This is a genomic window from Bradyrhizobium sp. A11 (assembly GCF_042077125.1).
Lineage (GTDB): Bacteria > Pseudomonadota > Alphaproteobacteria > Rhizobiales > Xanthobacteraceae > Bradyrhizobium > Bradyrhizobium japonicum_B.
The window spans coordinates 1,673,449-1,695,402 of record NZ_CP149509.1 but is presented as its reverse complement, the minus strand read 5'-3'; the positions used below and the strand labels follow the sequence as shown (position 1 = coordinate 1,695,402).

Sequence of the window (21,954 nt, the reverse complement as noted above, 5' to 3'; positions counted from 1 at the left end):
AATGCGCTGGGGAATGGCGACCATGGACACCATCGGGTGGATCATCTCCACCGCTCCCGAAATCTTTCTGCTGCTTGCAGTTGCTCTTGGGACCTTGCTGGGCCGGGTCAGGATCCGCGGCTTCTCGATCGGCACCACTGCATGCACGCTCATCGTCGCCGTGCTGATCGGCCAGCTCGGCACCTTCGCGTTTCCGTCGGTGCTGCGGATCATCTTGTTCAGCCTGTTCGTGTTCACGATAGGCTACAAATCGGGACCCGAATTCTTCGCTTCCTTGAGCATCCGCACTCTGGCCCAGGTCGCCATGGCGCTCGTGCTTGGCGGGACGGGCCTGATCATCGTGCTGGCGTTTGCCTTTACGGTAGGGCTCGATCCAGGGACCGCTTCGGGCCTCGCTGCAGGTGCGCTGACGCAATCCTCCGTCATCGGCACGGCCTCAGGCGCCCTGGCGCAGCTTGGCTTGCCGAAGGCTTTGCTCGAGCAGCAGGAAGCAAATATCGCCGCCGGTTACGCGGTGACCTACGTTCTCGGATACATCCTGACGCTGATCTACGTGCCATTCGTTGCGCCTAAGCTGATGGGCGTCAGTCTCAAGGACGAAGCCAAGAAGCTCGAAATCGAACTTGCCGGCGGCGAGCCGCCCAAGACCGAGAACCTGCACTATCGCAAATTCCAGGCGCGCGCCTATCGCGTCTCGGCGGCCGCCGGCCGAACCGTGAAGGCGATCGAGGACGAGATCGGCAGCCGCACCGTCATCGAGCGCATCGTGCGCCGGGGAGCCGACATCGAGCCGCATCTCGACACCGTGCTCGAGGCGGGCGACGACATCGTGCTCGCGGGACGGACAGCGGTGATCGTCGCCGCGCGGCCTGTGATCGGCACCGAGATCGATGCCGATGAAATCCTGAAGGCCATGCCGGGCAATGTCGTCGACGTGCTGGTCGACAACCGCAAGCTCCACGGCCGCTCGGTCCAGGACGTCGCCGATCGCGTCGGCAGCAATGCGCGCGGTGTGTTCCTGCGAGCCCTGACCCGGATGGGACGCGAGGTGCCGCTCAGCCCCGACACGCGGATCTATGTCGGCGACGTCATGACCCTCGTCGGCACCAGCCGCAACATCGAACGCGCAGCTGCGCACGTCGGGCAAATCCTACGCGCCGGCGATCGTACCGACATCGCCTTTCTCGCGACCGGTATTGCCGCCGGCTTGCTGGCCGGCCTGATCAGCTTCAAGGTCGGAGGCATTGCGCTGACGCTCGGCGGCGGCGGCGGGGCCTTGATTGCGGGCCTTGTCTGCGGCTGGCTGCGGTCGCGCCGGCCGACCATGGGCGCGATGCCGCCCGCTGCGCAGCAGACGCTGAGCGATATCGGCCTCGGCGGCTTCATTGCCGCCATCGGCCTTGGCAACGGCCATGCGGCTTGGATCGCAATCCAGGCGCACGGTTTGCTGCTGGTCGGCATGGGCCTCGTCGTCACGCTGGTGCCGCTGATCGTCGCGACGCTGTTCGCTTATCACGTGCTGCGCATGAACCCGGTCATCACTTGCGGTGCGCTGGCGGGCGCCATGACGGTCGATGCCGCCGTGACGGGCGCCTGCGAGGTCGCCGAAAGCCAGACCCCGGTGCTCGGCGTCGCCGTGCCTTATGCCGTCGGGAACTTCGTCCTGACGGTGCTTGGACCGATCATCGTAGCGGCGACGTTTGCCGGATGAGGAGGCCGGAATGCTCTCGCATCCCTTGATCCAACAGCTGTTACGGGCGGCGCTGCTCCTTCTGACCTTGGCCGGGATCGCCCATGCCGATGACCAAGCCCCGCGACGCATTCAGGAAGAAATTTGGGCCCTGCCGTTGCCGCTCCCGACGTTTGCCTATCTGGTGCGTCCGGTCGGCGATGGCCCCTTTCCGCTAGTGATCATGAACCATGGCGTGGCGCTCAACCCGACCGAGCGCAGCTTGTTTCCCCTGGTCGAATTTCCCGACGCGGCCAAATGGTTCGCCAGGCGGGGCTATCTCGTCGTGGCGCCGGTTGGTAGCGGATTTGGCGCCTCCGCAATCGACATCCCCGAGCGCGGAATCTACGGCCCCTTCTTCTCAAAGGTCGGCAAATGCAGCAATCCCAATTTCCGCGATCCAGGCCTTGCGGTCGCCCAAGCCAACCTCTGGATCATCGACTATATGGTCGCGGAGAAGCGGGCTCTGCCCGACGGTGCGATCGTGGTCGGACAATCTGCCGGCGGATGGGTATCAATTGCACTCTCCAGCCTCAACCCGCCGCAGGTCAAGGCCATCATCACCTTCGCCGCGGGCCGTGGCGGCCGGGTCGACGGCAAGCCGAACAACAATTGCGCACCGGACAAGCTCGTCCAGACGACAGGAGAATTCGGCCGCACCTCGCGGGTGCCGATGTTGTGGATCTACATCGAAAACGACACATTCTTCGGCCCGGCATTGTCGAAGCGGATGCACCAGGCCTTTACCAACGCCGGAGGCAAGGCCGAATATCACCTGATGCCGCCATTCGGCAACGAGGGGCATTATTTCATCGGCTCGCCGGATGCGGTCCCGATCTGGTCGCCTCTCGTGTCCAGTTTTCTCGACAAGCTCAGATAATCGCCACGAGAACCCCGGAGTGCGAAACATGGCGCGTCCTCACCACAAAACGGCACGACCGGGATATCTGGCCGAGGCCATTCTTGCGGTCCTTCTGTCGGCGACCTGCGCCGCAGCGCCCACCCTTGCGGAGATCGCGCCCCGCGGACAGCGCACGGCAAACGACATCAGATACGGCGACTGGAAGAAACTCTGCTTCAAGGCCGCCGGCGCCCCGCTGCTTTGCAGAACCTCGATCTCAGGTACCTTCGAGACCGGACAAATGGCGGTTCGGATCGATCTGATCGAACGCGAGAAGGGCAATGCGCGCCTTCAGATCTTCGTGCCCGTCGGCATGTACCTGCGGATACCAGCCAAGCTTAAGGTGGACACCGGCGCATATCATCCGTTTCCCTACAATTGGTGCCTCAGCAACGGCTGCATCGCAGCCGACGTGGCGAGCCCGAAACTGGTCAAGGAGATGGACGCAGGAAAGATCCTAACGCTGGAGGTCGTCGATTCCAACCTGCTGTCGTTGTCGACCTCCCTGCCGCTCGCTCAGTTCAGCACCGCTCACAATGGACCGCAGGCCCAGACGTTGGAGCAAGACATCGAGGAGTGACGAGCCACGCCCGCTCTCAAGCGTCGTGCTCGGCAAGACCCTTGCGGTCGAGCAGCACGATCTGGCGTTGCGTCGCCCCCTCGAACTTCAGCATCTTCTGGTCGCGCAGTGTGGAGCACGCGCGCGAGACCGTTTCGAGGGTCAATCCGAGATAGTCAGCGATGTCGCGACGGCTCATCGGCAGGACCAGCACGCTGGGTTGGCCGAGCCGCTCGTCGAGCTCGAGCAGAAACGCGGCCACCCGCTCCAGCGCCGTCTTCCGGCCGAGCAGGAGCATGTGGTTTTCCGCGTGCTGAAGATTCCGCGTCACCAGCGCAAGAAAGCTCGAAGCGCCGGATTGTCGGTTTTGCATTGTCTCCAGCAGGCTGCGCCTTCTCGTGATGCGGACCCGAGTCTCGACGACCGCCTCCGCAGTGAAACGATGCGTCGCGCCATTCTCGAGACCGAACATGTCGCCCGACAGGTGGAACGAATTGATCTGGCGGCGACCGTCGGCGAGCAGCTTGTAGGTCCGCACTGCTCCCGAGATGATCTGGTAGACGTACTCCGTCTCCTCGCCTTCGCCGAAGACTTCCGTCCCCCTGCGATACTTGAATTCACTGCAGAACACGCGCTCGCCGGCGAGTGCTGCGAGATGCCCGTCAACCGGACGGATGCTGGAGGTGTTGGTCCTGAGCAGCATCTGAAACACTCCGACCGAATTAACAATGCATGAATGCTAGGCTGGGCACAGCCGGGCGGACTTGATCTGCAGCAACTTTAGGGGCCACCTACGATTTGCCCGGAAGGGGCCCGCCACGCGCTTGCCAATTCAGCATCGAAGCACCTCCGAAGCGCCGGATTGCCAAAAACCGATAGGAAGCTCCAAGGGAGTGGACTTGCGTCGGATCAACAACGCACGCCGAAACTCACTTAGCTTGCAGCAACTTCTGGGGATGCGACCTTGCCGGGTGCTCAATGCTGGCAAGCGATCGGCCTGATCACGTCGGAGCGCCACCTTTGTGTCGCAATCCGCGAATGCTTGAAAAGAAACGAAATGCCAGCGCGATTACCTTCATTCCTGATCTTGATCGTCCTTCTGCTCCTCGGCCTCGTCGGCCAAAGCGCTCACGCAGCCGTCACGGTGCGGGTTCAGCTCTCCACCCAGACGATGCAGGTCAGCGTCGACGGAGCCGAGTATGCGACTTGGCCGGTCTCAACGGCGCGGCGAGGCTACCGCACTCCCACCGGCACATACCGACCCTATTCTCTCCAGCGCATGCATTACTCGAAGCTTTACGACTTCACGCCGATGCCCCATTCGATCTTCTTTCACGGCGGATATGCAATTCATGGGACATTTGAAGTCCGCAATCTCGGACGTCCCGTGTCCCACGGCTGCATCCGGCTGGCGCCCGACCAGGCCCAAACGCTGTTCGAATTGATCCAGGCTCACGGAGCCCAGAATACGACGATCGAGATCTCGCCCTGACGCCAAGCACCTTTGCTAACAATCTTAGCCCGTTCTCTGGACCGGCTTAGCTTCCGCAAAGCAACGACCCGGCACGTCGATGGGAGGCTTGCAATCCGCTTTGCCCGATTTGAACAGGTCTCGCGGTTGCAGACGCACCGGCACTTTGTCCAGAGCTCTCCGCTTCAGTTGCACCGTTGGCAACCTGTCGCTCTTTCCCGAGCGATTTGCGGTCTGTTCGAGCGAGGCCTGAGGTCCCGCCGAGAGGTCAGGCAACGGAATGGCCTGGTGAACGGCCATCGCCGTCGTCATGCCCGCGATGTAGATGAGTGAATGCAACGTGAGTGTCTTGAAAAGCATGATGCTGCTCATTCCACTGGTGTCCGTTCTGGACATCGCCGCACGAATTGGCGAAGGCTAGATCGAGGTCGGGAGAGCAAATTTGATCTGGCGCAAATCTAAAGCGAGCTAGGTAATTTCCCTGAGTGCCCCTTGTCGGATGGCTCAAACACGCCGTCTGCTGAAAGCCGGGCTGTCCTTAAACGCTCACATTCGCCGTGCTCGCGCGAAAATCTGCGAAGGAAGTTCTCCGAACATCTCCCGGAAGTCCCTCGCGAAATGACCTAGATTGGAGAAGCCGCACTTGAACGCGACTTGAGAGACGGACGTTCTGGGGTTTCCTTCGAGCAGCATCTGCCGGGCCCGCCGGAGCCGCACGGACTTCGCAAATTGCATCGGCGAATACCCGCGGTACTTCCTGAAAGCTGCGTAGAGGCTGCGAACGCTGGTGTTCGTTTGAGTTGCTAACTCCTCGGCGACAATGGCACGGGCCCAATTTGCCTCGATGTACTCTTCGGCCGACCGAACCACGAGCGGTGCCGGCTCCGTGGCGGGGCTGTCCAGAACGTCAGTGTAGTTGTGTCTCTGAGCCGAGAGGAACGTCATGATAAGCGCTTGCTCGAGTTCGAGCAGTGTCGGCCTGGGTAGCTGCGCCGCAGTTGAATTTAGCTGGTCAGCCAGAAGCAAAGTCAACTGGCGTAACAGCTGGGCAATAGGCTGCTTCGGCGGGGCAGTCGCGTCGAATAGCAGCGTCCCACGCGGTGGTGCGCCAAGAAGTGCTGTTAACGCTTTCTCCAGCGCGGTGGTCTTTATGCGAAGGACGAGTTGCTCGAATCCGGGCTCGAATATGATAGTTGTCGGTTGCCCCGGCGGCGTGATGCCGCACTTCTCCTCGTCGACCGGCAGCGTCGTCCCGGCGCCTAACACGAGGCCGGCTTTTCCCCTGAGGCCGACTTGCAGCCTTGCGAAATCGCCCTCGGGAAATTCGACGACCGTCTTGGCAGCGTATCCGCAAAAGCCGAGCCCGATATTGGGCAATACCAGATAGTTCGCAACCCCTTCGAAATCGGCTGAATTCGCGACAGCAAATCCGGTTGCACCGTAAACCGTATGCAGCGCGTTTCTCATCTCCTCCGGATCACGGGTGCGGACAACAGGAGATCGGCTAAGCGGATAGTCGATTTCGTCCATTTGAAAAATCTCGAAGCCAAATCACCTATAATTCTTGTTTCAAGCAGGGCTTAAGTACTGATCTGGATCAAGCTTTGCCCTCCTGCCGAAATTGAGCAATGTTTGCAGAACTTGGCTAAGGGGAGCGGTTGCGGCCGGCGCATTTGGTGAGTAAGGCTGACGTTGAGCCACCAAACCGACCAGCTTTTATTACCTGTCTATATTAGGTCCTTCGTGCGTAGCAGCCGCTCATGGCCGCCGCCCCATGGCCCCCCAAAGCTGCAGCGAGCGAAGAACTGACCGTCAAACCACAGTTTGGCGGTCCATTTCTTTCTCGGCCTCGGTCGCAAATTGCTCAATAGAACCCCAGCTGCACAATTTGAGCACACTTTGCAGGATTCGATCCAAGATGGCTGTTCGCCTATAGCGCAAGGTCGCTTAGCGTCTTGGAGAGCCACAACGAAGCGGCGGACGTCTGCGATGGATACTAGCTTCCAGGCTACTCAAAACGTCCATCAGCTCAGAGAACTCTTGAGCAGGGAAGTCCGCCCGGAAAGACGAGGCGATCTAATCGCCTTACTTGCGGCAGAGCTGGCTAAGCTTCCCGAACCATCCCAACGGATCGAGCTCATCAGGACCGCGAGATATTTGATAACCTGATCCCGCAGTTTGAGTTTCGTCATGCACAACGTGGTGCAGTTTCCACATAGCTCTGAGCATTTCTCCTCAAGCTCGCCGTTGATCGGTTAAGCAGAGCCCGGCGCGAACCGAGGCTCTGTCGTCCCGCGTCTCGACCATCGAATTCAGCGTCGCCCAACCCGGTTCACCGGGCCGCCGCGATTCATTGGTGTTCCGGGCCGTACCGCTTCGCGGGCGGCTGCACGCGCGACCGGTCGCGGCCTGAGCACGACACCCGGTCTGGCGACGCAACTCGGCGGATAGTCGACGTACTGGCAATACACCACCGCGGCTGCCGGACCACTGCTGACCGAGACAGCCAGAATGGCCAATGACCCACTCAACGCCATTGCGCCGAGGGTGGCCGGTCTGAAGAACTTGGACGGCACCTTCATGAGCACCTCCTGTTTCGAAACTACAAACGGCACGAAGTGAGGCATATTCATTATGCGGTGATCAGACTTGTCGATGATGGCTGGTTCGACACCGGCGCTGTCACGAAGATCGATGCAGCCGCGATCAGTCCAAGACGCTTGGCAATTCCCGTCATGCTCGCTTCTCCCAATTTGTTGGTGATCGAGCCTAAGCTGAATTCATCCCGGCGCTGGATCGTTGACAAAGATCAACAGAACGTCAATTGGCAGGTGCGCCCCTTAGTCTTTAGGAGCGTTCGCATCGATCAACCCAAATCGCTCCGCGATCGCCACGAGTTCCGCGAACGAATGGACCCGCATTTTCTCCATGACCTGGTGGCGATGCGCCTTGATCGTTCGCTCCGTCGTGCCGAGTTCGTGAGCGATCTGCTTGTTGATCTTGCCGCGCACGACGAGGTCGAACACTTGCCGCTCGCGCGGTGTCAGCGATGATAGGTGAGTCCGAAACGAGCTGAGCTTACTTTGCTGGCTCTGTGCGGCATTGTGCCGCGCCAGGGCACGCTCTATGGCGTCGATCAACTGTTCTGATGACACCGGCTTCGTCAGGAAATCCTCGGCACCGGCCTTGATGGTGCGCACGGTCGTTGCTGTGTCAGCGTAACCGGTGACAAAGATGATCGGCAACGCCAAACCAAGCTCGTTCAACCGGTTTTGCAGGTCAGGACCGCTCAGGCCCGGCATCTTCACGTCGAGTATGACGCAAGCGGGTTCCTCTCCGCTTGGGAGGTGATCGAGCAACTCCTTCGCCGATGAATGGACGGCCACGGCGTAGCCTGCCAGTCGCAGCCGACGCTCTATTGCCGTGCGAAACGATGCGTCGTCGTCTACCACATGAACAAGGCCGGGCAATTTCACCTCTTAGCCGCCGTATCTTTTGCAGGGCGCCGTTTTGCGCGGCACGCCAGCTCAAGGCTTAAAACAGAAGGCAAATTCTTGGCAAGAACACTTCAAATCGAAACGTCGCTTCACGTCGTGCGGATCACTTGTCGACCGTCTCATGCCGCGAACGCCCTTGGACCTTGTCCCAAGGTACACTGTCCCTGGAGACAATGGACGGGAATATCCTCTTTAGTCGTAAATCAACCCCGGCGGGAGTGGGATAGCGCGGCGCATTCCTAGCAATGGAATTCTGATCTGAGACTATTCAGCAATCCGTTGAGGAGTTGGCCATGTTTGTGCGCATCACAACCGATCCCACGCGCCGCCCCAATTCTCTTCACGACCTGGGAATGACCAGCGGCTCGAATCCGACCGTCAGTTTGAGCGAATTCACTTACAGGAAAGGTACCGAGATCTACGGCGAGAAAGAGGCCGCCGATTACGTGTATCAGGTCAAGATGGGTGCGGTGCGAAGTTACAAGCTTCTATCGGACGGACGGCGACAGATCGGCGCGTTTCACCTCGCTGGCGATATCTTCGGACTGGAAAACGGCAGTTTGCACCGCTTCACCGCTGAGGCGATCGTGGACACCACCGTCCGGCTGATCCGCAGGCAAACGCTGGAGCTGGTGGCCGACAGCGATCCGGTCGTTGCCAACAACCTGCTCAACATGACGACGAGCAACCTGCAGCACGCCGAAGATCACATGCTGCTGCTGGGCCGCAAGACGTCGCTGGAACGTGTCGCCGCTTCATCCTGGAGATGGATCAGCGACTGACCAGAACCGACGTGATAGCGCTGCCGATGTCGCGGCGCGATATCGCTGACTATCTTGGTCTGACGCTGGAGACGGTGTCTCGCGCCCTGTCGCGACTTCACGAGTTCGGCATTATCGATTTTGTCGGCAACACACAGCGCCAGATTGTGCTGTCCGACCGCCAGAAGCTTGCCACTATCGATCTGCAGAGCTGAAGCCGCCGGCGCCGATCGCGGCGAGATGCTCCAGCGTCTTGCGCAAGACTTCGAACAACACGGCGGTCGACCAGCCGAACAGAAGAATGCCGTTCATGGCGGTCATCGGCCCGGTCAAACGCCATGCTTGAACGGGCGTGATATCGCCGTAGCCCAGGGTGGTGTAGTTGACGAACGCAAAATAGAGCCGATCGGATTCCGGCGGCGCAGCGCCAAGGATCAGGTAGGCGAGTGCCCAAACCAGGATTTCTAGCGTGTGCGCGAGCATGAGCACCGCTGCCGTCGCCACCATGACGGCCATCAGGTGCAGCCTCGGTCGGTGGGTATGCCTCAACCCGGCGGCCCGAGCGATGCTGATTGCACCGACCGTCACAATCGCATGGATCATGATATTGATCGCGCTGACGAGACCGCCAGCCAGGAATTGGACTGTCATCCGAGCCGAACGAGCTCAACTGCGCTTGCGCGAGGTCGGGTCGAGGCGCTGCCTTTGTGCTCTCATGCGCTTGATCTCTTTGTGGAGCGCTTCGGTCTTCTCGTCGCGCTGCTCCGTCCCGGTCTTCTGCAGTTCGTCGCGGCGCAGCTTTTCGAGCGCCTTCTCAACCGAGAGCTTGGTCGTGCCAGCCATGATACTGTCCTCGTCCTGATGTGCCGATAGCGATGCTGCTATCTCGCTAGTCCTCCGAACCAGGCACCGAAATAGCCGGCATACAGCGCCGGATTTTCGAGGTTCATCGAATGCCCGACACCGGGCACGATCACCAACCGGCAGTCCGGCATCGCCGCCGCCATCGCTCGCAGATCCGAAGGCGGGATCCACCCGTCCCGCTCTCCCCACAGCACCAGGTGCGGATGCCGGATTTCGGCCATTCGACGCTCCAGTTCCTTGCTTTCCCACTCCCGATTGAGATTGACGGGCGTGCCGATCCAAATACCCTCGGAGACGCTGAAGGTCTGCTCGAGGATACGCTCGAACAAGCGTTGGATATCTCCAAGCCCCTCCCGAAACCGCGGTACCGAATGCGGCGCAAGGCTCTCAGGCACGAACAGTGAGGATGCCGCAGTCGCCATCACCGCCCGCGTCACCTCCTTGCTCGCCATCATCGCGCGAAAGACGTCGATCTGAGCGGCGCTGAAGGCCATGCCCAGCGGCGTAATCGGATCGAGCGCGAACACCCGCCCGAACCGTTGCGGCTGCATCAGCAACATCCGCGCGCCGATGATGCCTCCAGTGGAGTGGGTGGCGAGGTGGCAGAACCGGATGCCGAGCGCATCGAGGGCGGCGAGCATATCCTGCGCATGCTGCTGCATGGCGTAATTGGAATAATCCTCGAGCGGCTTTGGCCGGTCGCTATCGCCGCAACCGCGCCAGTCGATGCCGATCACGCGCAGCCCCGAGGGAAACAGCGGTGCGGCGAGCTCGATCCAGTCCTTGCTGGCGAGATTGCCGTGGAGGAAGACGACGGTGACGTCGCCTCCCCCCCACTCCCGCCAGCCCAACTGGACCTCGCCCGCCTGCACTCTTGACATGGTCCCGGCCCTACTTGTTCAGGCCGGCAGTGGGCGCTGCGCCCGGAGGCGTCGGCGCTACCGGCAACGCAGAGATCACGGCACCCTTTATCATCCGGTCCGTGCCGAGCGGTGACGAGGTATCGACTGCTCCCCTCGTCACGAAGTCCACGACGTCGGCCGGGAATTCCACCGGATTATCGGTATGGATGAAGTGCCCGGTCTCCGGATAGACCTTCAGAAGCGGCCGGTTGCCGGCATTCGTCATGCGCGACATGAACGGCGTGATCGCATCGCGACCGAGGTCCGTCAGCCCGTTGAAGGCGGGTGTCGGGATGAACGGCTCCTTGTCGCCGAACGAGAGGAAGATCGGTGCCTTGATTTGGGTCAGCCGCTCGTAGAGGTTCTTCGGATTGTCCTGCTGCAGCTCGGCGCCGATGGTGTAGATGTCATAGATGAAGACGTTGCACCACTGTTCGAGCTCTTTCGGATTGCCTTTGATCAAGCCGACGCGCTGCTCGGTGTGAAGGCGGGCATATTCGCTGTCGCTGAAGAAGTAGCCGCTCTTGGAGGCCGAGACCACGTTTGTCTCGGGATCGCGCTTCTTGAAGTAGAAGAAGTCGCGGACATTCTGCTCCGAACGTTTCATCTCGGCGTCGAGAATCCCGGTCGGGCCCCAGGTTGCCTTCCACTTGTCGAAGTCGTGGTCAAAGGCTTGATCGAACAGCCTCGCCTTCTTGTCCTTGGCGATGGTGATGTCGCGTGGATACTCCTCAAGCCCAGAGGGGGCCTCAAGCGCGAGACCCTGCACGGCGTCCGGCCAGGTCAGGGCGTAACCCATCACAAACTGGCCGCCCAGCGAATGGCCGAGATAGTATGCCTTCTTGACCCCGAGTTGGTTGACCACGAGGTCGTAGATGACCTCCCGCATGTCCTGCATGGTGCGCGCCGGGCTCTTGTCGAGATTGCCTGGTCCGGACATGCCGTAGTGCGGCAGATCGGGCGCGATCACACGCACACCGCTGCGCAGGGCATATTGCATGACGTTGCCGTAGTGTCCGGCGAAGGCGCCCTTGCCATGGATGATGACCAGCACCTTCGGATCCTTGTCGGTGCCGGCATATTCGTCCATGTAGCCGATCTGCCAGGAGTTGCCGCTCTTGTCCTTCGCGTTGGCGTACTTGACCGGATAGGGGTAGGTCACGAAATCCTTCCAGAAGGACTTGTTCGGATCGATGTTCTCGGCCACGCCGGGCACGCGATAGTTCTTGTCGTCGAACGTCTGCGCGCGATCCAGCGCAGCCACGTCATCCATGAAGGAGACGAACTTCGGATCGTTCTTGCGCTGGTTGATGATCGGGAACACACCGTAGTGCGCAACCGGGCTTTCCTGGGCGATGAGGTCTGCGCCGGGGACCCGGTCAACTGCCTTCTCGGCCAGCTTGAAGTTCAGCCAAAGGTCGTTGGTGATGTGCATCACCAGCGTCCGCGCGCGAACGCGGCCGAGATAGGGATTGACGTTGTGGGTCTCGCCGACCCGATTGCGCCAGACGAGATCGACGGCGTCGTAGAGCTTGGCACGGTTGATGACGCTCAGCCCCGCCTTCTCGTTCGGCGGATCCCAGTAGAAGATTTCGGGCTGCACTGCACTCCAGTTCTGGCTCGTGCGGAAGGCGAAGTCGTAGCCGGTCATGCCGAGGATCGACCAGCCGAACGCCAGGCCCGGAACAGGGTGCTTCTCCTTGGGCAGCTTGTAATAGTCACCCCTGGTCTGCTGCCACACCGGATCCGACTGGATCGCCGCCGTCATCATCTGGAAGGTCCAGTTGCCGACGGGATCATCGCCGTCCGACTGCGTGGTGCCGCCGATCGGCATCAGCGCCCCGATGAACTCCGGATGCATCACGCCCCAGACGTAGGTCTGAGTGCCGCCCATGGAAACGCCGGTGATCAGCGCAGCGCGAGCGATCTTCAGGCCATCGCGCAGCATGCGGTAGTTGGCTTGCACCATGTCGTAATAGCTATATTGCGGAAACTTGATCCCAAGACCGTCGGACGGCTTGCTTGCGCCCCAGGTGCCGAGCGGATCCACCATGACGACATAATAGCGATCGGTATCGATCGGCCGGCCCGGACCGATGATGGGCACACCACCCGACAAGGCAGCGCCCTTGACCCACTGCTCGTACATGTCGGTCGAGTCGCCGGAATAGTAGGAATTGACGATCACCGCATTGGTGATCTCGCCGGCCGCGTTGCGGCGGGCATTGCCGATCGCGATGTAGGCGGCCCGCAGCTTGCCCGCGCCCAGCGATTCAAGCGTGACGCCGCCTTCTCCGCCATTCTCCCATTTCGAGGGATCGGAAAGGTCGTACTTGCCGCCGAGGCGGAAGTTCGCAATTTCGTAGCTCTTCTTCAGTTCGTCGTGCTGCATCTGCGACGAGCGGCGCGTGAACGGCTGCGCAAGCGCGAGCGAGGTGCCGATCAGCAGCAACACTGCACTCACGAGAAGGCGACGCATGGCCTCGCTCCCTTTCATGGCGATTTCCTCCGGCGATTGCTTGATCGGACGCTAAGAGGCGCCGCGCGGCATCCTTTGACTTAACTCAATGGATTGCGGAAGTTCTGAACGAGGATGCTTCGGCATCAAGTTGCCCGCGGGATCGCCGCAATGCCTTTCCTCAGCCACGGCTCGTATCGGATCCGCTACGAGCTTGACGGCCCTGCCGGCGCGCCGGCCTATGTGCTGGTCAACGGCCTGACGCAGTATGCCGAGCTGTGGACCGCCTATCGCGATGCGCTCATCGCTCGCGGTTTCCGCGTCGCAACGTTCGATCTGCTCGGCCAGGGCGAGTCCGACAAGCCAACGCTCTTCATCAGTCAGGACGATCAGGTTACGGCTTTGCACCTCCTGATCCAGGAGCTCGGCAGCGGGCCCGTGTTCCTGAGCGGGATCAGCTTCGGCGGTCTGATCGCGCTGCGCTACGCCATCGCACATGGCGACCGATTGTCCGGGCTGGTCCCGATGAGCTGCTTTGCCGAGCTGCCCCCGCAACTCTTCCTGCTCGGCAATGCGCTGCGCACCGGCCTGATCCTTGGCGGCACCAGCTACCTGCAGGATCTGCTGCTGCCGATGAATGTCTCCGACCATTGGCTGGCGCCGGTGCTGGCCAAGCTCGACAGCGTGAAGCGGCAGGGCTGGCTCGTGAACGATGTTTACGCCTTGCAGAACCTGATGGAATCCTTCCTCGACTTCCAGCCGCTGACGGCGCAACTGCCGTCGATCGGCATGCCCACAATGATCCTGAACGGCGAGTTCGACTTCCTCACGCCACGCGCGCTGCACGAGACGCTGCGCGTTCAAATTCCCGACAGCAGCCTGGTCATCATCCCCCGGGCCTATCATGCCTTCACGCTGGAGAAGCCGGCGCTGACGGCCGATTTGCTTGCGCGATTCGCGGATGACGTGATGGCCGGACGCTGGCAGGGCAACAAGTCGGTCTGGATCGCCCCGGACGAGGCCGGCGGCGAACTCATGCCGTTTCCCGCGGGCTACGATCATCTGCGCGCGATCCCGGTCAAGGGAGCGGCCGCATGAGCGCCTTCTTTGGTCCGCTTGATTCCGATGGCCGCGTGCCTGCCCGGCAGCAGACCCGCGTCGCGAGCTTCCTGATTTCAGCCCATGGTGCGCTGGGGCGTCGCTTCGCTCTCGCCTTGCCGCCGAGGCTGGAATCAGCCTGGCAAACCGAACTGAACGCGCAGTTCTACAACGAGTCGGAGATCGTTTCTCTGCTGCTTCGTGCAACGAAATGGACACCGGACCTCGCCCTCTTCTATCTGGCTGCCGCCTGGGAGACCGCCTGGTTTCCCGCACCGGCGGCGGGCATTCCAGATCCAACCCTGGCGCTTGCCGTGGATCTTGCGACCCTCGCCCACGCCGTTCACGCCGGCATCAGGCCGGCGGCGCTGCTTCCGGTGGAGGCGAATCCGAACGATCCCTTCGCGATGGCACTCCGGCGCGTCGAGTTCGAGAGCGGCCGGCTGCTGCAGGCGCAAATTATGTTCCTGAAAGGCGAAAGCCTCGTGCCGTTTCGCGACGCCGTAAGCGACGCGCTCGAGCGGCGCCACGCCGAGGTGCGCAAGCTATGGCACGAGATGCTGGAGAGTATCGGCATGACTTCGCGCAACCAGAATGACGCGAAGGCTTGACCCAAATCAAGGGATTGCGCGCACCGCCCGCCAACATTCGGCGGACGAACCGATCGGAGTTTCACCATGAGGGCCGTATCCGTCGAAGAAGCCGTCGCGATGATCCCGGCCGGCGCGAGCGTCATGGTCGGCGGCTTCATGGGCGTCGGGACGCCGGAACGTTTGCTCGACGAACTGGTCCGACAGAAGAAGAACGATCTCACGATCATCTGCAACGACGCGGCCACGCCGGGCAAAGGAGTCGGCAAGCTGTTTGACGCAACGCTGGTGTCGCGATTGACCGCCACCCACATCGGTCTCAATCCGAAGGCGCAGCAGCAAATGCTGACGAACCAGGTCGCGGTCGATCTGATTCCACAAGGTACTTTCGCCGAGCGTATCCGCGCCGGCGGCAGCGGCTTGGGCGGTGTGCTCACGCCGACCGGTGTCGGCACGCTCGTCGCGGAAGGCAAGCGCCAGATCGAGGTGGACGGCAGGCCTTATCTGCTCGAAACCGCGCTGCGCGCGCAGTTCGCGCTGGTGCACGCCTTCCTCGCCGACTACCTCGGCAATCTCTCCTATGCGTTGACCTCCCGGAATTTCAATCCGGTGATGGCCATGGCGGCCGATACCGTGATCGTGACCGCGGAGCACATCGTGCCCGTTGGCGTCATCGCGCCCGACCACGTCGTGACACCGGCACCGCTGGTCGACTATCTCATCACCAACGCGAACGGGTGAGGTCATGGACGCACAGGAGATCATCGCTCGCCGTGTTGCGCAGGAGCTTAAGCCGGGCAACCTCGTCAATCTCGGCATCGGCATTCCAACGCTCGTCGCCAATTATGTCTCGCCCGATCTGAAGGTGTTCTTCCAGTCCGAGAACGGGCTGATCGGCACCGGGCCCATTCCCGAGCAGGGGCTGGAGCACCCGCTGCTCACAGATGCCGGTGGAAAGCCGATCAGCGCGCTGCCGGGCGCGAGCACGTTCGACAGCGCAATGTCCTTTGCATTGATCCGCGGCGGCCATGTCGATGTCACCGTGCTCGGCGGCCTGCAGGTCGACGCAGGCGGTCACCTCGCCAATTGGATGATCCCCGGCAAGATGGTCCCCGGCATGGGCGGTGCCATGGATCTGGTGAGCGGCGCCAAACGGGTCATCGTCGCCATGCAGCATGCGGCGAAAGGCAAGTCGAAGATCGTCAAGCAGTGCAACCTGCCGCTGACGTCGGGCCGGCCGGTGAGCCTCGTGGTCACCGATCTCGCAGTGATCGGCTTTCCCGATGGCAAAGCCACTCTGCTCGAGACTGCTCCCGGTATTAGCGTCGGCGAGGTCATGGCCGTCACGGAGGCTGAGCTGGCTATCGGTGACCGCGTTCCCGAAATGAAGATATGAGCGGGTGAGACAGTATGCGCGTATTCAGCGATTTCAAAGAGATCAAGGCAGCCGTCGGCAACGAGATCGGGGTGAGCGATTGGATTGAGATCACCCAGGAACGGATCAACCAGTTTGCAGAAGCGACCTGCGACGAGCAGTGGATTCACGTCGACCAGGAGCGCGCCAGGAAAGAGATGCCGGGTGGCAAAACGATCGCCCACGGGCTGCTGTCGCTAGCGCTCGCACCCCTCTTCATCCGATCGGTGATCGGCCTGAAGGGCTTGCGCAATACACTCAACTATGGCGCGGACCGGATCCGCTACCTGGCACCCGTGCCGGCAGGATCCAGACTGCGAGGACGCGTGACCGTTGCCGAAGCCGAGGATGTGCCTCCCGACGGCTTGCGCGTGAACTACCATCTCGTGATCGAGATCGAAGGCGGCACGAAGCCGGCCTGTGTCGCCGAGCTGATCGCGCTGCACTATCGGTAAGCGCTCGCGCGATCGGTTGGAGTATCATCTAGTCGATGATGTGATAACCGCCATCGATGTACAGCACACCGCCCGTCATCAGCTTGGCGCCGTCGAGCGCCAGGAACGCGGTGGCGTTGCCGACGTCGTCGATGCTTACCAAACTGCGAGCCGGCGCCTTCGATTGCGCCTTGTCCATCAGCTCGTCGAATTCAGGAATGCCTGAGGCCGCGCGGGTGGCCAGCGGTCCCGGCGAGATCGCATGCACGCGGATGCCCTTCGGGCCCAGCTCGGCTGCCGCGTAACGAACCGCCGATTCCAGCGCCGCCTTCGCCACACCCATGATGTTGTAGTTCTCGACCACCATCTGGCTGCCATAATAGGTCATGGTGAACATCGTGCCGCCGTTCTTCATCAGGGGCTCGGCCAGATGAGCCATCCGCAGGAAGGACCAGCAGGAGACCTCCATGGTCTTGAGGAAGCCCTCGCGTCCGACGTCGACGACGCGGCCATGCAGCGCTTCCTTGGGCGAGAAGGCGATCGAGTGCAGCAGGAAGTCGAGCTGCCCCCACTCTTTCGCGATTCGTTCGAAGACCTGCTCCGTCTGGCCTTCGGCCATGACGTCGAGCGGCACGAAGATCGGCGCTTCCAACGCCTGTGCGAGCGGCTCGACGTGCTTCTTCGCGCGGTCATTGAGATAGGTCACGGCGAGCTCGGCTCCGAGCGCCCGAAAAGCCCTGGCGCAGCCCCAGGCGATGGATTGATCGTTGGCGATACCGACGACGAGCCCCTTCTTGCCCTTCAAGGCGACCTTGGTATCCGGATAAACGGGAATCATGACACCCTCTCTTGTCTGGGGTTGCTCGATGGTGTGCTGATCAGAAGCGACAGCGTGTGCTGCGCAATCATCAGCTCTTCGTCGGTCGGGACGACGAAAACCGGAATGAGGCTGCCGGGCTGCGAGATCAATTGCGCATGACGCGCGTTCTGGACCGGATCAAGCGCCACGCCGAGCCAACCGAACTGCTCGACGACGCGGGCGCGAATGGTTGCGGAGTTCTCGCCGATCCCGGCGGTGAAGACGAAGGCGTCGAGACCTTGCAGAGCGGCCGCCAGCATGCCGGCGTTGAGGCCGATCCGATAGGCGAAATAGTCGATCGCAAGCTTTGCTTTGGGATCCTCGCTCTTTTCCAGCTCGCGCATGTCGTTGCTGACCCCGGAAAGGCCTTTCAACCCGCATTCGCGATAGAGGAAGTCCTGCACGCCCGCAGCCGACATGCCTTTCTCGGCCATGAGGTAGAGCACGACGCCCGGATCGAGCTGGCCCGGCCGCGTTCCCATCGGCAGACCATCCAGTGCGGTGAAGCCCATGGTGCTCTCGACGCTCCGCCCATTCTTCATGGCGCACATCGAGGCGCCGCTGCCGAGGTGAGCCACGATCACCCGGCGCTTCGCGATCTCTGGCGCGACGTTCGGCAGGTTCCGGGCGATGTACTCATAGGACAGGCCATGAAAGCCGTAGCGCCGCACGCCCTCGGCATGAAGCTGATGCGGGATCGCGTAATAGTCCGCCAGAGCCCCATGTGTGCGATGGAATGCGGTGTCGAAGCAGGCGACCTGCGGCAATGCCGGAAAGTTCGTCAGGATCGAGCGGATTGGGGCGAGGTTATGCGGCTGGTGCAGCGGTGCAAGGTTGGCGAAGCGCTCGAGCCGGGCCACCACGCCGTGATCGATCAGGACCGGCTTGTCGTAGTCCGGGCCCCCATGCACCACCCGATGCCCGACCGCGATCGGGTGAATGCGAAGCTCCTCGCGGAGCCAGGCGCCGGCGATGCCCATCGCGGTTGAAACGTCCGGCACCGCTTCGATCGGGTAGGCACGGTCGGCCAGGGGATCACCCGCCGCGCCGCTTGCCTTCAGCCGCGGCCGGCTGCCGATGCCATCCATCTGTCCCTTGATCTGCCGCCGCAACCGGCCCTCACCCTCGACCGAGAAGATCTGGAACTTGACGCTGGAAGAGCCGGCGTTGACGACGAGGATCGTGTCCATGGCGATCACGCGGCGATTGTGGGCGCATGCTGGCGGCGCGCGTTGGCGTAAAGCGATGCCACCGCACAAGAGGCCATTCGCGCTCGCGGCGTATCGGCCCGCGAGGTCAAGACCACCGGCACGCGAGCGCCGAGCACGATGCCGGCCCCATCGGCCCTGGCGAAGTAGGCGAGATTCTTTGCCAGCATGTTCCCGGCCTCGAGATCGGGGACGACGAGAATCTGCGCCCGGCCTGCGACCTCGGACTTGATGCCCTTGATGCGTGCCGCCTCCGGGTCGATCGCATTGTCGAACGCCAGCGGCCCATCGAGCACGCCACCGGTGATCTGGCCGCGATCAGCCATCTTGCACAGCGCAGCCGCCTCGATGGTCGATGGAATCTTGGAGGTGACGGTCTCGACCGCCGACAGGATGGCCACGCGCGGTGCCTTGCCGAAGCCAGCCTGCGTGTAGAGGTCGATCGCATTCTGGATGATGTCGCGCTTGGCGTCGAGGTCGGGAAAGATGTTGATGGCAGCGTCCGTGACGAACAAGGTCTCCGCATAGGCCGGCACGTCCATGACGAACACATGGCTGATGCGGCGATCAGTGCGCAGACCTCCGGCCTTTGCCGTGACGGCCCGCATCAGCTCGTCCGTGTGCAGGCTGCCCTTCATCAGCATCTCGCCCTTTGCAGCGTGGACCAGCTCGACCCCTTTGCTGGCGGCGTCCTCGCTATGCGCGGCATCGACGACCTCGAAGCCCGAGATGTCGAGATCGAACTTTCTGGCGGTATCCCTGACCTTACCTTCAGGGCCGACCAGGATGGGCCGGATGATGCCGGCTTGTGCGCTGTCGACGGCCCCACGCAGCGAAGTCTCGTCGCAGGGATGCACCACGATGGTTGGGACCGCAGGAACGGCCCTGGCTGCCGCGATCAGCCGATCGTACTTGCTGGACGATTGCGATTGCCCGGTTTCCGCTGCCATGACTTTGCTCCCGATCCTCTGAACGGCCGCTACGACGCTCTCGCCTGGTCGAAAGGGGCAACGTTGTTCGTGCCCCCTTCTTCCGTGTTGAGGCCAAGAAGCGCCGCAATTCGCTGGAAGCGCCTTGCGGGCTCACCGACAAGCTCGCCGCTGGCGGAGAGCACGTCCAACATGGACTCGAACAGACTCCGGCGCTGATTGACATCATCAGGCAGCATTCTTGAGATGGCTGCGAGGGCTCCCTCCTGATCCAGGAGCAGCATGAAGAACTGCTCACGAACCAGCATCTTGAACTCGGCGAGCGACAGACGCGGCCCGCCGTAGTCGCGCCGGACCCGGCGGAGCGCCTCGATGCTGCGCTCGTCGACCATTCCCCGGGCCGAGCCGATGTAGAGCAGGCTCCGGATGGCTGCTTCACGAGGCCCACCCTCGCCGATTCTGGACCTCAGTTCGGCAATCCGCGCCTCGAGCATCGCCCGGTGCTCGGCTGACATTTCCCGCCGGCGCGACGGCTCTGACTTTGGATCGATCCCCAGCGCTGCCTGAACGGCCGGTGAGCCGTACAGATTGAGAAAGACCGTCTCGCTCAGAGCCTCGGTTGCGTCGCGCCAGCTATCGAGCGCATGGACGATCTGTTTGGACATCTGCTCCTGGAACGCCAGGAACGGATTGTCCTTCGACGCCGGCTTGCGCTTGTCTCCGATCTCCTCTGCGGCCGACTTGACAGCGGCCATCAGCGGGTTCTGGCTGCTGAAGGCCTCGTACTGCAGCCGCAAAGGATGCAGGTTGCGCATCGTTTCCGCCGCTTGCGGGCTCACGACGTTCTTGATCCAGGGCTGGACGAACTTCCGGTAAGCGGCGAGATTGACCTCGGAGACACGCTTGGCGGCGGCGAAACGCCGTTCGTCCTCGGGCGAATTGCCGCCCATCGCCCGGATGTCGTCGAGCGTCCGCGCCTCGCAGCGCATGACCCACTTGCCGACGACAAGATCCGAGCTCGTCGTCTCCTCGTCCTTGGCCTCGAAAGTCGCCTCATAGAGCCCCGGCGGCAGCACATCGATCAGATCGATGTTCTCGGAGAATTCCGCATGCTCTTTCTTGGCGACGCCGCCGGAGACGAAAATACCGAGATGGCCGACGCTCTGGTGAACCGTATAAACGATGGTCTGCCCGTAAGCCCTGATCTCGTCGACATCCGCGTAGCAATCCAGAATCCAGTCCAGCGCTTGCTGCGGGGGCGTGACGTTATCGCCCTCGGAGCAGAACACCAGAATGGGCGATCGAATGTTTCGCAGGTCCACCTTCTTGCCGTCGGACATCTCGATCCTGCCCGCGGCCAGGTTGTTGCCGATGAACAATTCATCGACGATGAACTGGATTTCCTCGGCGTTGAGATTGACGTGGCCGCCCCACCAGCGCTCGAACTCGAGATAACGGTCGGCTTCGGTGTCGACCTTGGAATAGACGTTGTACTGCTTGGTCCACAGGGTGTTGGACGGATTCTGGTTCTCGAAGTTCTGCACCAGCCAGGCGCCGTCGAACTTGCCGGCGCCGAGATCGCTGGCAAGCGCGGTCAGCCAGCTTCCCCCCAGCAGTCCGCCCGAGTAACGCATCGGATACTTGCCGTGCACGCCCGCCCAATAGGCCAGCGGCGCGCCGGCGATGATCAATGGCCCGAACAGCTCTGGCCGCAACGACGCCAGGATCATGACAGCCCAGCCGGCCTGGCAATTGCCGATCACGCAGGGTTTGCCATCGGCCTTGGGATGCAGGCTGATCACCTTTTCGATGAACAGCGCCTCAGCGCGAGCGATGCGCTCGATGGTCTGTCCCGGCATCGGCTCCGGCAGGAAGCCGACGAAATAGCAGGGATGACCCGCTTTCATCGCGACGCCGATCTCGCTGTCGGCCTTGAAGCCACCGATGCCCGGGCCGTGCCCGGCGCGTGGATCGACCACGATGAACGGCCGCCGCTCGGAATCAATCTCGACGCCCTTGGGCGGAATGATGCGGACCAATGCGTAGTTGACCGGCTCATCGAGCTTGCGGCCATCGATGATCAGTTCGGCGGCATATTGCAGGACATGCGGAGCGGTCTGCGCGACGTGCTCGCGATACTGGTCGCCTCGTCGGCGCATGATGTCCAGGAACAGCACGCTGCGCTGCCCTGCGTCGACCAGATATTCGACCGCCGAGGCGACAAGCCCGGACAGGGGGCCGCCCGGTAGATTTGGAGTTTCCATCGACATGTTCCGACCT

21 protein-coding genes and 1 pseudogene are annotated in these 21,954 nt (G+C 61.9%); 10 read left to right on the top strand and 12 right to left on the bottom strand.

Annotated features, from left to right (window positions below; all coding sequences use genetic code 11):
• The first annotated feature begins 22 nt into the window (after positions 1 to 22).
• Genes WI560_RS07890 through WI560_RS07880 form a run of 3 tightly spaced genes read left to right on the top strand, consistent with a single transcriptional unit; the run spans position 23 to position 3,210 of the window.
• Positions 23 to 1,711 carry an aspartate:alanine exchanger family transporter gene (locus WI560_RS07890; RefSeq protein WP_375307537.1) on the top strand — a complete coding sequence of 563 codons (1,689 nt, stop codon included), beginning with the start codon at positions 23 to 25 and terminating at the stop codon, positions 1,709 to 1,711.
• A 10-nt stretch (positions 1,712 to 1,721) separates the two neighbouring features.
• Complete coding sequence (locus tag WI560_RS07885; protein ID WP_375307536.1) at positions 1,722 to 2,609, top strand: alpha/beta hydrolase family protein; 888 nt, start codon at positions 1,722 to 1,724, stop codon at positions 2,607 to 2,609.
• A 28-nt stretch (positions 2,610 to 2,637) separates the two neighbouring features.
• Positions 2,638 to 3,210 (top strand): invasion associated locus B family protein, encoded by a 573-nt coding sequence (locus tag WI560_RS07880; protein WP_375307535.1) that lies wholly within the window; start codon positions 2,638 to 2,640, stop codon positions 3,208 to 3,210.
• 16 nt (positions 3,211 to 3,226) lie between these two features.
• Here the strand turns inward: WI560_RS07880 and WI560_RS07875 are convergent, their stop codons facing one another.
• Positions 3,227 to 3,892, bottom strand: coding sequence for a helix-turn-helix domain-containing protein (locus WI560_RS07875; protein WP_375307534.1), 666 nt, complete (start codon positions 3,890 to 3,892; stop codon positions 3,227 to 3,229).
• Between the two features lie 261 nt (positions 3,893 to 4,153).
• Between WI560_RS07875 and WI560_RS07870 the strand changes: the two genes are divergently transcribed.
• On the top strand, positions 4,154 to 4,681 hold the full coding sequence (locus WI560_RS07870) for a L,D-transpeptidase (RefSeq protein ID WP_375307533.1): 528 nt from the start codon (positions 4,154 to 4,156) through the stop codon (positions 4,679 to 4,681).
• 24 nt (positions 4,682 to 4,705) lie between these two features.
• Here WI560_RS07870 and WI560_RS07865 read toward each other — a convergent pair whose 3' ends face one another.
• From WI560_RS07865 to WI560_RS07855, 3 genes are all read right to left on the bottom strand, one after another.
• The gene (locus WI560_RS07865) at positions 4,706 to 5,032 is read right to left on the bottom strand and encodes a hypothetical protein (protein WP_375307532.1); all 327 of its coding nucleotides are present in this window, start codon (positions 5,030 to 5,032) and stop codon (positions 4,706 to 4,708) included.
• A 174-nt stretch (positions 5,033 to 5,206) separates the two neighbouring features.
• The gene (locus WI560_RS07860; RefSeq protein WP_375307531.1) at positions 5,207 to 6,190 is read right to left on the bottom strand and encodes an AraC family transcriptional regulator; all 984 of its coding nucleotides are present in this window, start codon (positions 6,188 to 6,190) and stop codon (positions 5,207 to 5,209) included.
• Between the two features lie 1,310 nt (positions 6,191 to 7,500).
• On the bottom strand, positions 7,501 to 8,130 hold the full coding sequence (locus WI560_RS07855; protein WP_375307530.1) for a response regulator transcription factor: 630 nt from the start codon (positions 8,128 to 8,130) through the stop codon (positions 7,501 to 7,503).
• Between the two features lie 320 nt (positions 8,131 to 8,450).
• On the opposite strand from WI560_RS07855, the pseudogene WI560_RS07850 reads away from it, so the two are divergent.
• Positions 8,451 to 9,133, top strand: a pseudogene (locus WI560_RS07850) (helix-turn-helix domain-containing protein).
• Here the strand turns inward: WI560_RS07850 and WI560_RS07845 are convergent.
• From WI560_RS07845 to WI560_RS07830, 4 genes are read right to left on the bottom strand one after another with little or no spacing between them, the layout of a single operon-like run.
• Complete coding sequence (locus tag WI560_RS07845) at positions 9,114 to 9,569, bottom strand: potassium channel family protein (protein WP_375307529.1); 456 nt, start codon at positions 9,567 to 9,569, stop codon at positions 9,114 to 9,116. The pseudogene WI560_RS07850 and the gene WI560_RS07845 overlap by 20 nt on opposite strands.
• A 15-nt stretch (positions 9,570 to 9,584) precedes the next feature.
• Positions 9,585 to 9,761: a hypothetical protein gene (locus tag WI560_RS07840; RefSeq protein WP_375307528.1), complete on the bottom strand. Its 177-nt coding sequence runs from the start codon at positions 9,759 to 9,761 to the stop codon at positions 9,585 to 9,587.
• Between the two features lie 38 nt (positions 9,762 to 9,799).
• A complete protein-coding gene (locus tag WI560_RS07835) occupies positions 9,800 to 10,663 on the bottom strand; it encodes an alpha/beta fold hydrolase (RefSeq protein WP_375307527.1) in 864 nt (287 codons plus the stop codon).
• Between the two features lie 10 nt (positions 10,664 to 10,673).
• Positions 10,674 to 13,181 carry an alpha/beta hydrolase gene (locus WI560_RS07830; RefSeq protein WP_375307526.1) on the bottom strand — a complete coding sequence of 836 codons (2,508 nt, stop codon included), beginning with the start codon at positions 13,179 to 13,181 and terminating at the stop codon, positions 10,674 to 10,676.
• A gap of 132 nt (positions 13,182 to 13,313) precedes the next feature.
• Here WI560_RS07830 and WI560_RS07825 point away from each other — a divergent pair, with 132 nt between their 5' ends.
• The 5 genes from WI560_RS07825 (at position 13,314) to WI560_RS07805 (ending at position 16,699) form a co-directional block, all read left to right on the top strand.
• The gene (locus WI560_RS07825) at positions 13,314 to 14,240 is read left to right on the top strand and encodes an alpha/beta fold hydrolase (protein ID WP_375307525.1); all 927 of its coding nucleotides are present in this window, start codon (positions 13,314 to 13,316) and stop codon (positions 14,238 to 14,240) included.
• The gene (locus tag WI560_RS07820; protein WP_375307524.1) at positions 14,237 to 14,851 is read left to right on the top strand and encodes a hypothetical protein; all 615 of its coding nucleotides are present in this window, start codon (positions 14,237 to 14,239) and stop codon (positions 14,849 to 14,851) included. Before WI560_RS07825 ends, WI560_RS07820 begins: the two co-directional genes overlap by 4 nt.
• 66 nt (positions 14,852 to 14,917) lie before the next feature.
• Positions 14,918 to 15,571 carry a CoA transferase subunit A gene (locus tag WI560_RS07815; protein WP_375307523.1) on the top strand — a complete coding sequence of 218 codons (654 nt, stop codon included), beginning with the start codon at positions 14,918 to 14,920 and terminating at the stop codon, positions 15,569 to 15,571.
• A 4-nt stretch (positions 15,572 to 15,575) separates the two neighbouring features.
• The gene (locus tag WI560_RS07810) at positions 15,576 to 16,226 is read left to right on the top strand and encodes a 3-oxoacid CoA-transferase subunit B (protein WP_375307522.1); all 651 of its coding nucleotides are present in this window, start codon (positions 15,576 to 15,578) and stop codon (positions 16,224 to 16,226) included.
• A gap of 14 nt (positions 16,227 to 16,240) precedes the next feature.
• Positions 16,241 to 16,699, top strand: coding sequence for a MaoC family dehydratase (locus tag WI560_RS07805; protein WP_375307521.1), 459 nt, complete (start codon positions 16,241 to 16,243; stop codon positions 16,697 to 16,699).
• Between the two features lie 28 nt (positions 16,700 to 16,727).
• On the opposite strand, the gene fabI is transcribed toward WI560_RS07805, so the two are convergent.
• Genes fabI through WI560_RS07785 form a run of 4 tightly spaced genes read right to left on the bottom strand, consistent with a single transcriptional unit; the run spans position 16,728 to position 21,944 of the window.
• Positions 16,728 to 17,516 carry an enoyl-ACP reductase FabI gene (gene fabI / locus WI560_RS07800; protein ID WP_375307520.1) on the bottom strand — a complete coding sequence of 263 codons (789 nt, stop codon included), beginning with the start codon at positions 17,514 to 17,516 and terminating at the stop codon, positions 16,728 to 16,730.
• Positions 17,513 to 18,727 carry an acetate/propionate family kinase gene (locus WI560_RS07795; RefSeq protein WP_375307519.1) on the bottom strand — a complete coding sequence of 405 codons (1,215 nt, stop codon included), beginning with the start codon at positions 18,725 to 18,727 and terminating at the stop codon, positions 17,513 to 17,515. Before WI560_RS07795 ends, fabI begins: the two co-directional genes overlap by 4 nt.
• 5 nt (positions 18,728 to 18,732) lie before the next feature.
• Positions 18,733 to 19,695, bottom strand: coding sequence for a phosphate acetyltransferase (locus WI560_RS07790; protein WP_375307518.1), 963 nt, complete (start codon positions 19,693 to 19,695; stop codon positions 18,733 to 18,735).
• A 29-nt stretch (positions 19,696 to 19,724) separates the two neighbouring features.
• Positions 19,725 to 21,944, bottom strand: coding sequence for a DUF3141 domain-containing protein (locus tag WI560_RS07785; protein WP_375307517.1), 2,220 nt, complete (start codon positions 21,942 to 21,944; stop codon positions 19,725 to 19,727).
• Positions 21,945 to 21,954 lie beyond the last annotated feature (10 nt).

Bases quoted from the DNA above. Each gene is read 5' to 3' on its own strand.
- WI560_RS07890 (WP_375307537.1), top strand. From the start codon at position 23: ATGGACACCATCGGGTGGATCATCTCCACCGCTCCCGAAATCTTTCTG.
- WI560_RS07885 (WP_375307536.1), top strand. From the start codon at position 1,722: ATGCTCTCGCATCCCTTGATCCAACAGCTGTTACGGGCGGCGCTGCTC.
- WI560_RS07880 (WP_375307535.1), top strand. From the start codon at position 2,638: ATGGCGCGTCCTCACCACAAAACGGCACGACCGGGATATCTGGCCGAG.
- WI560_RS07875 (WP_375307534.1), bottom strand. From the start codon at position 3,892: ATGCTGCTCAGGACCAACACCTCCAGCATCCGTCCGGTTGACGGGCAT.
- WI560_RS07865 (WP_375307532.1), bottom strand. From the start codon at position 5,032: ATGAGCAGCATCATGCTTTTCAAGACACTCACGTTGCATTCACTCATC.
- WI560_RS07860 (WP_375307531.1), bottom strand. From the start codon at position 6,190: ATGGACGAAATCGACTATCCGCTTAGCCGATCTCCTGTTGTCCGCACC.
- WI560_RS07845 (WP_375307529.1), bottom strand. From the start codon at position 9,569: ATGACAGTCCAATTCCTGGCTGGCGGTCTCGTCAGCGCGATCAATATC.
- WI560_RS07840 (WP_375307528.1), bottom strand. From the start codon at position 9,761: ATGGCTGGCACGACCAAGCTCTCGGTTGAGAAGGCGCTCGAAAAGCTG.
- WI560_RS07835 (WP_375307527.1), bottom strand. From the start codon at position 10,663: ATGTCAAGAGTGCAGGCGGGCGAGGTCCAGTTGGGCTGGCGGGAGTGG.
- WI560_RS07830 (WP_375307526.1), bottom strand. From the start codon at position 13,181: ATGAAAGGGAGCGAGGCCATGCGTCGCCTTCTCGTGAGTGCAGTGTTG.
- WI560_RS07825 (WP_375307525.1), top strand. From the start codon at position 13,314: ATGCCTTTCCTCAGCCACGGCTCGTATCGGATCCGCTACGAGCTTGAC.
- WI560_RS07820 (WP_375307524.1), top strand. From the start codon at position 14,237: ATGAGCGCCTTCTTTGGTCCGCTTGATTCCGATGGCCGCGTGCCTGCC.
- WI560_RS07815 (WP_375307523.1), top strand. From the start codon at position 14,918: ATGAGGGCCGTATCCGTCGAAGAAGCCGTCGCGATGATCCCGGCCGGC.
- WI560_RS07810 (WP_375307522.1), top strand. From the start codon at position 15,576: ATGGACGCACAGGAGATCATCGCTCGCCGTGTTGCGCAGGAGCTTAAG.
- WI560_RS07805 (WP_375307521.1), top strand. From the start codon at position 16,241: ATGCGCGTATTCAGCGATTTCAAAGAGATCAAGGCAGCCGTCGGCAAC.
- fabI (WP_375307520.1), bottom strand. From the start codon at position 17,516: ATGATTCCCGTTTATCCGGATACCAAGGTCGCCTTGAAGGGCAAGAAG.
- WI560_RS07795 (WP_375307519.1), bottom strand. From the start codon at position 18,727: ATGGACACGATCCTCGTCGTCAACGCCGGCTCTTCCAGCGTCAAGTTC.
- WI560_RS07790 (WP_375307518.1), bottom strand. From the start codon at position 19,695: ATGGCAGCGGAAACCGGGCAATCGCAATCGTCCAGCAAGTACGATCGG.
- WI560_RS07785 (WP_375307517.1), bottom strand. From the start codon at position 21,944: ATGTCGATGGAAACTCCAAATCTACCGGGCGGCCCCCTGTCCGGGCTT.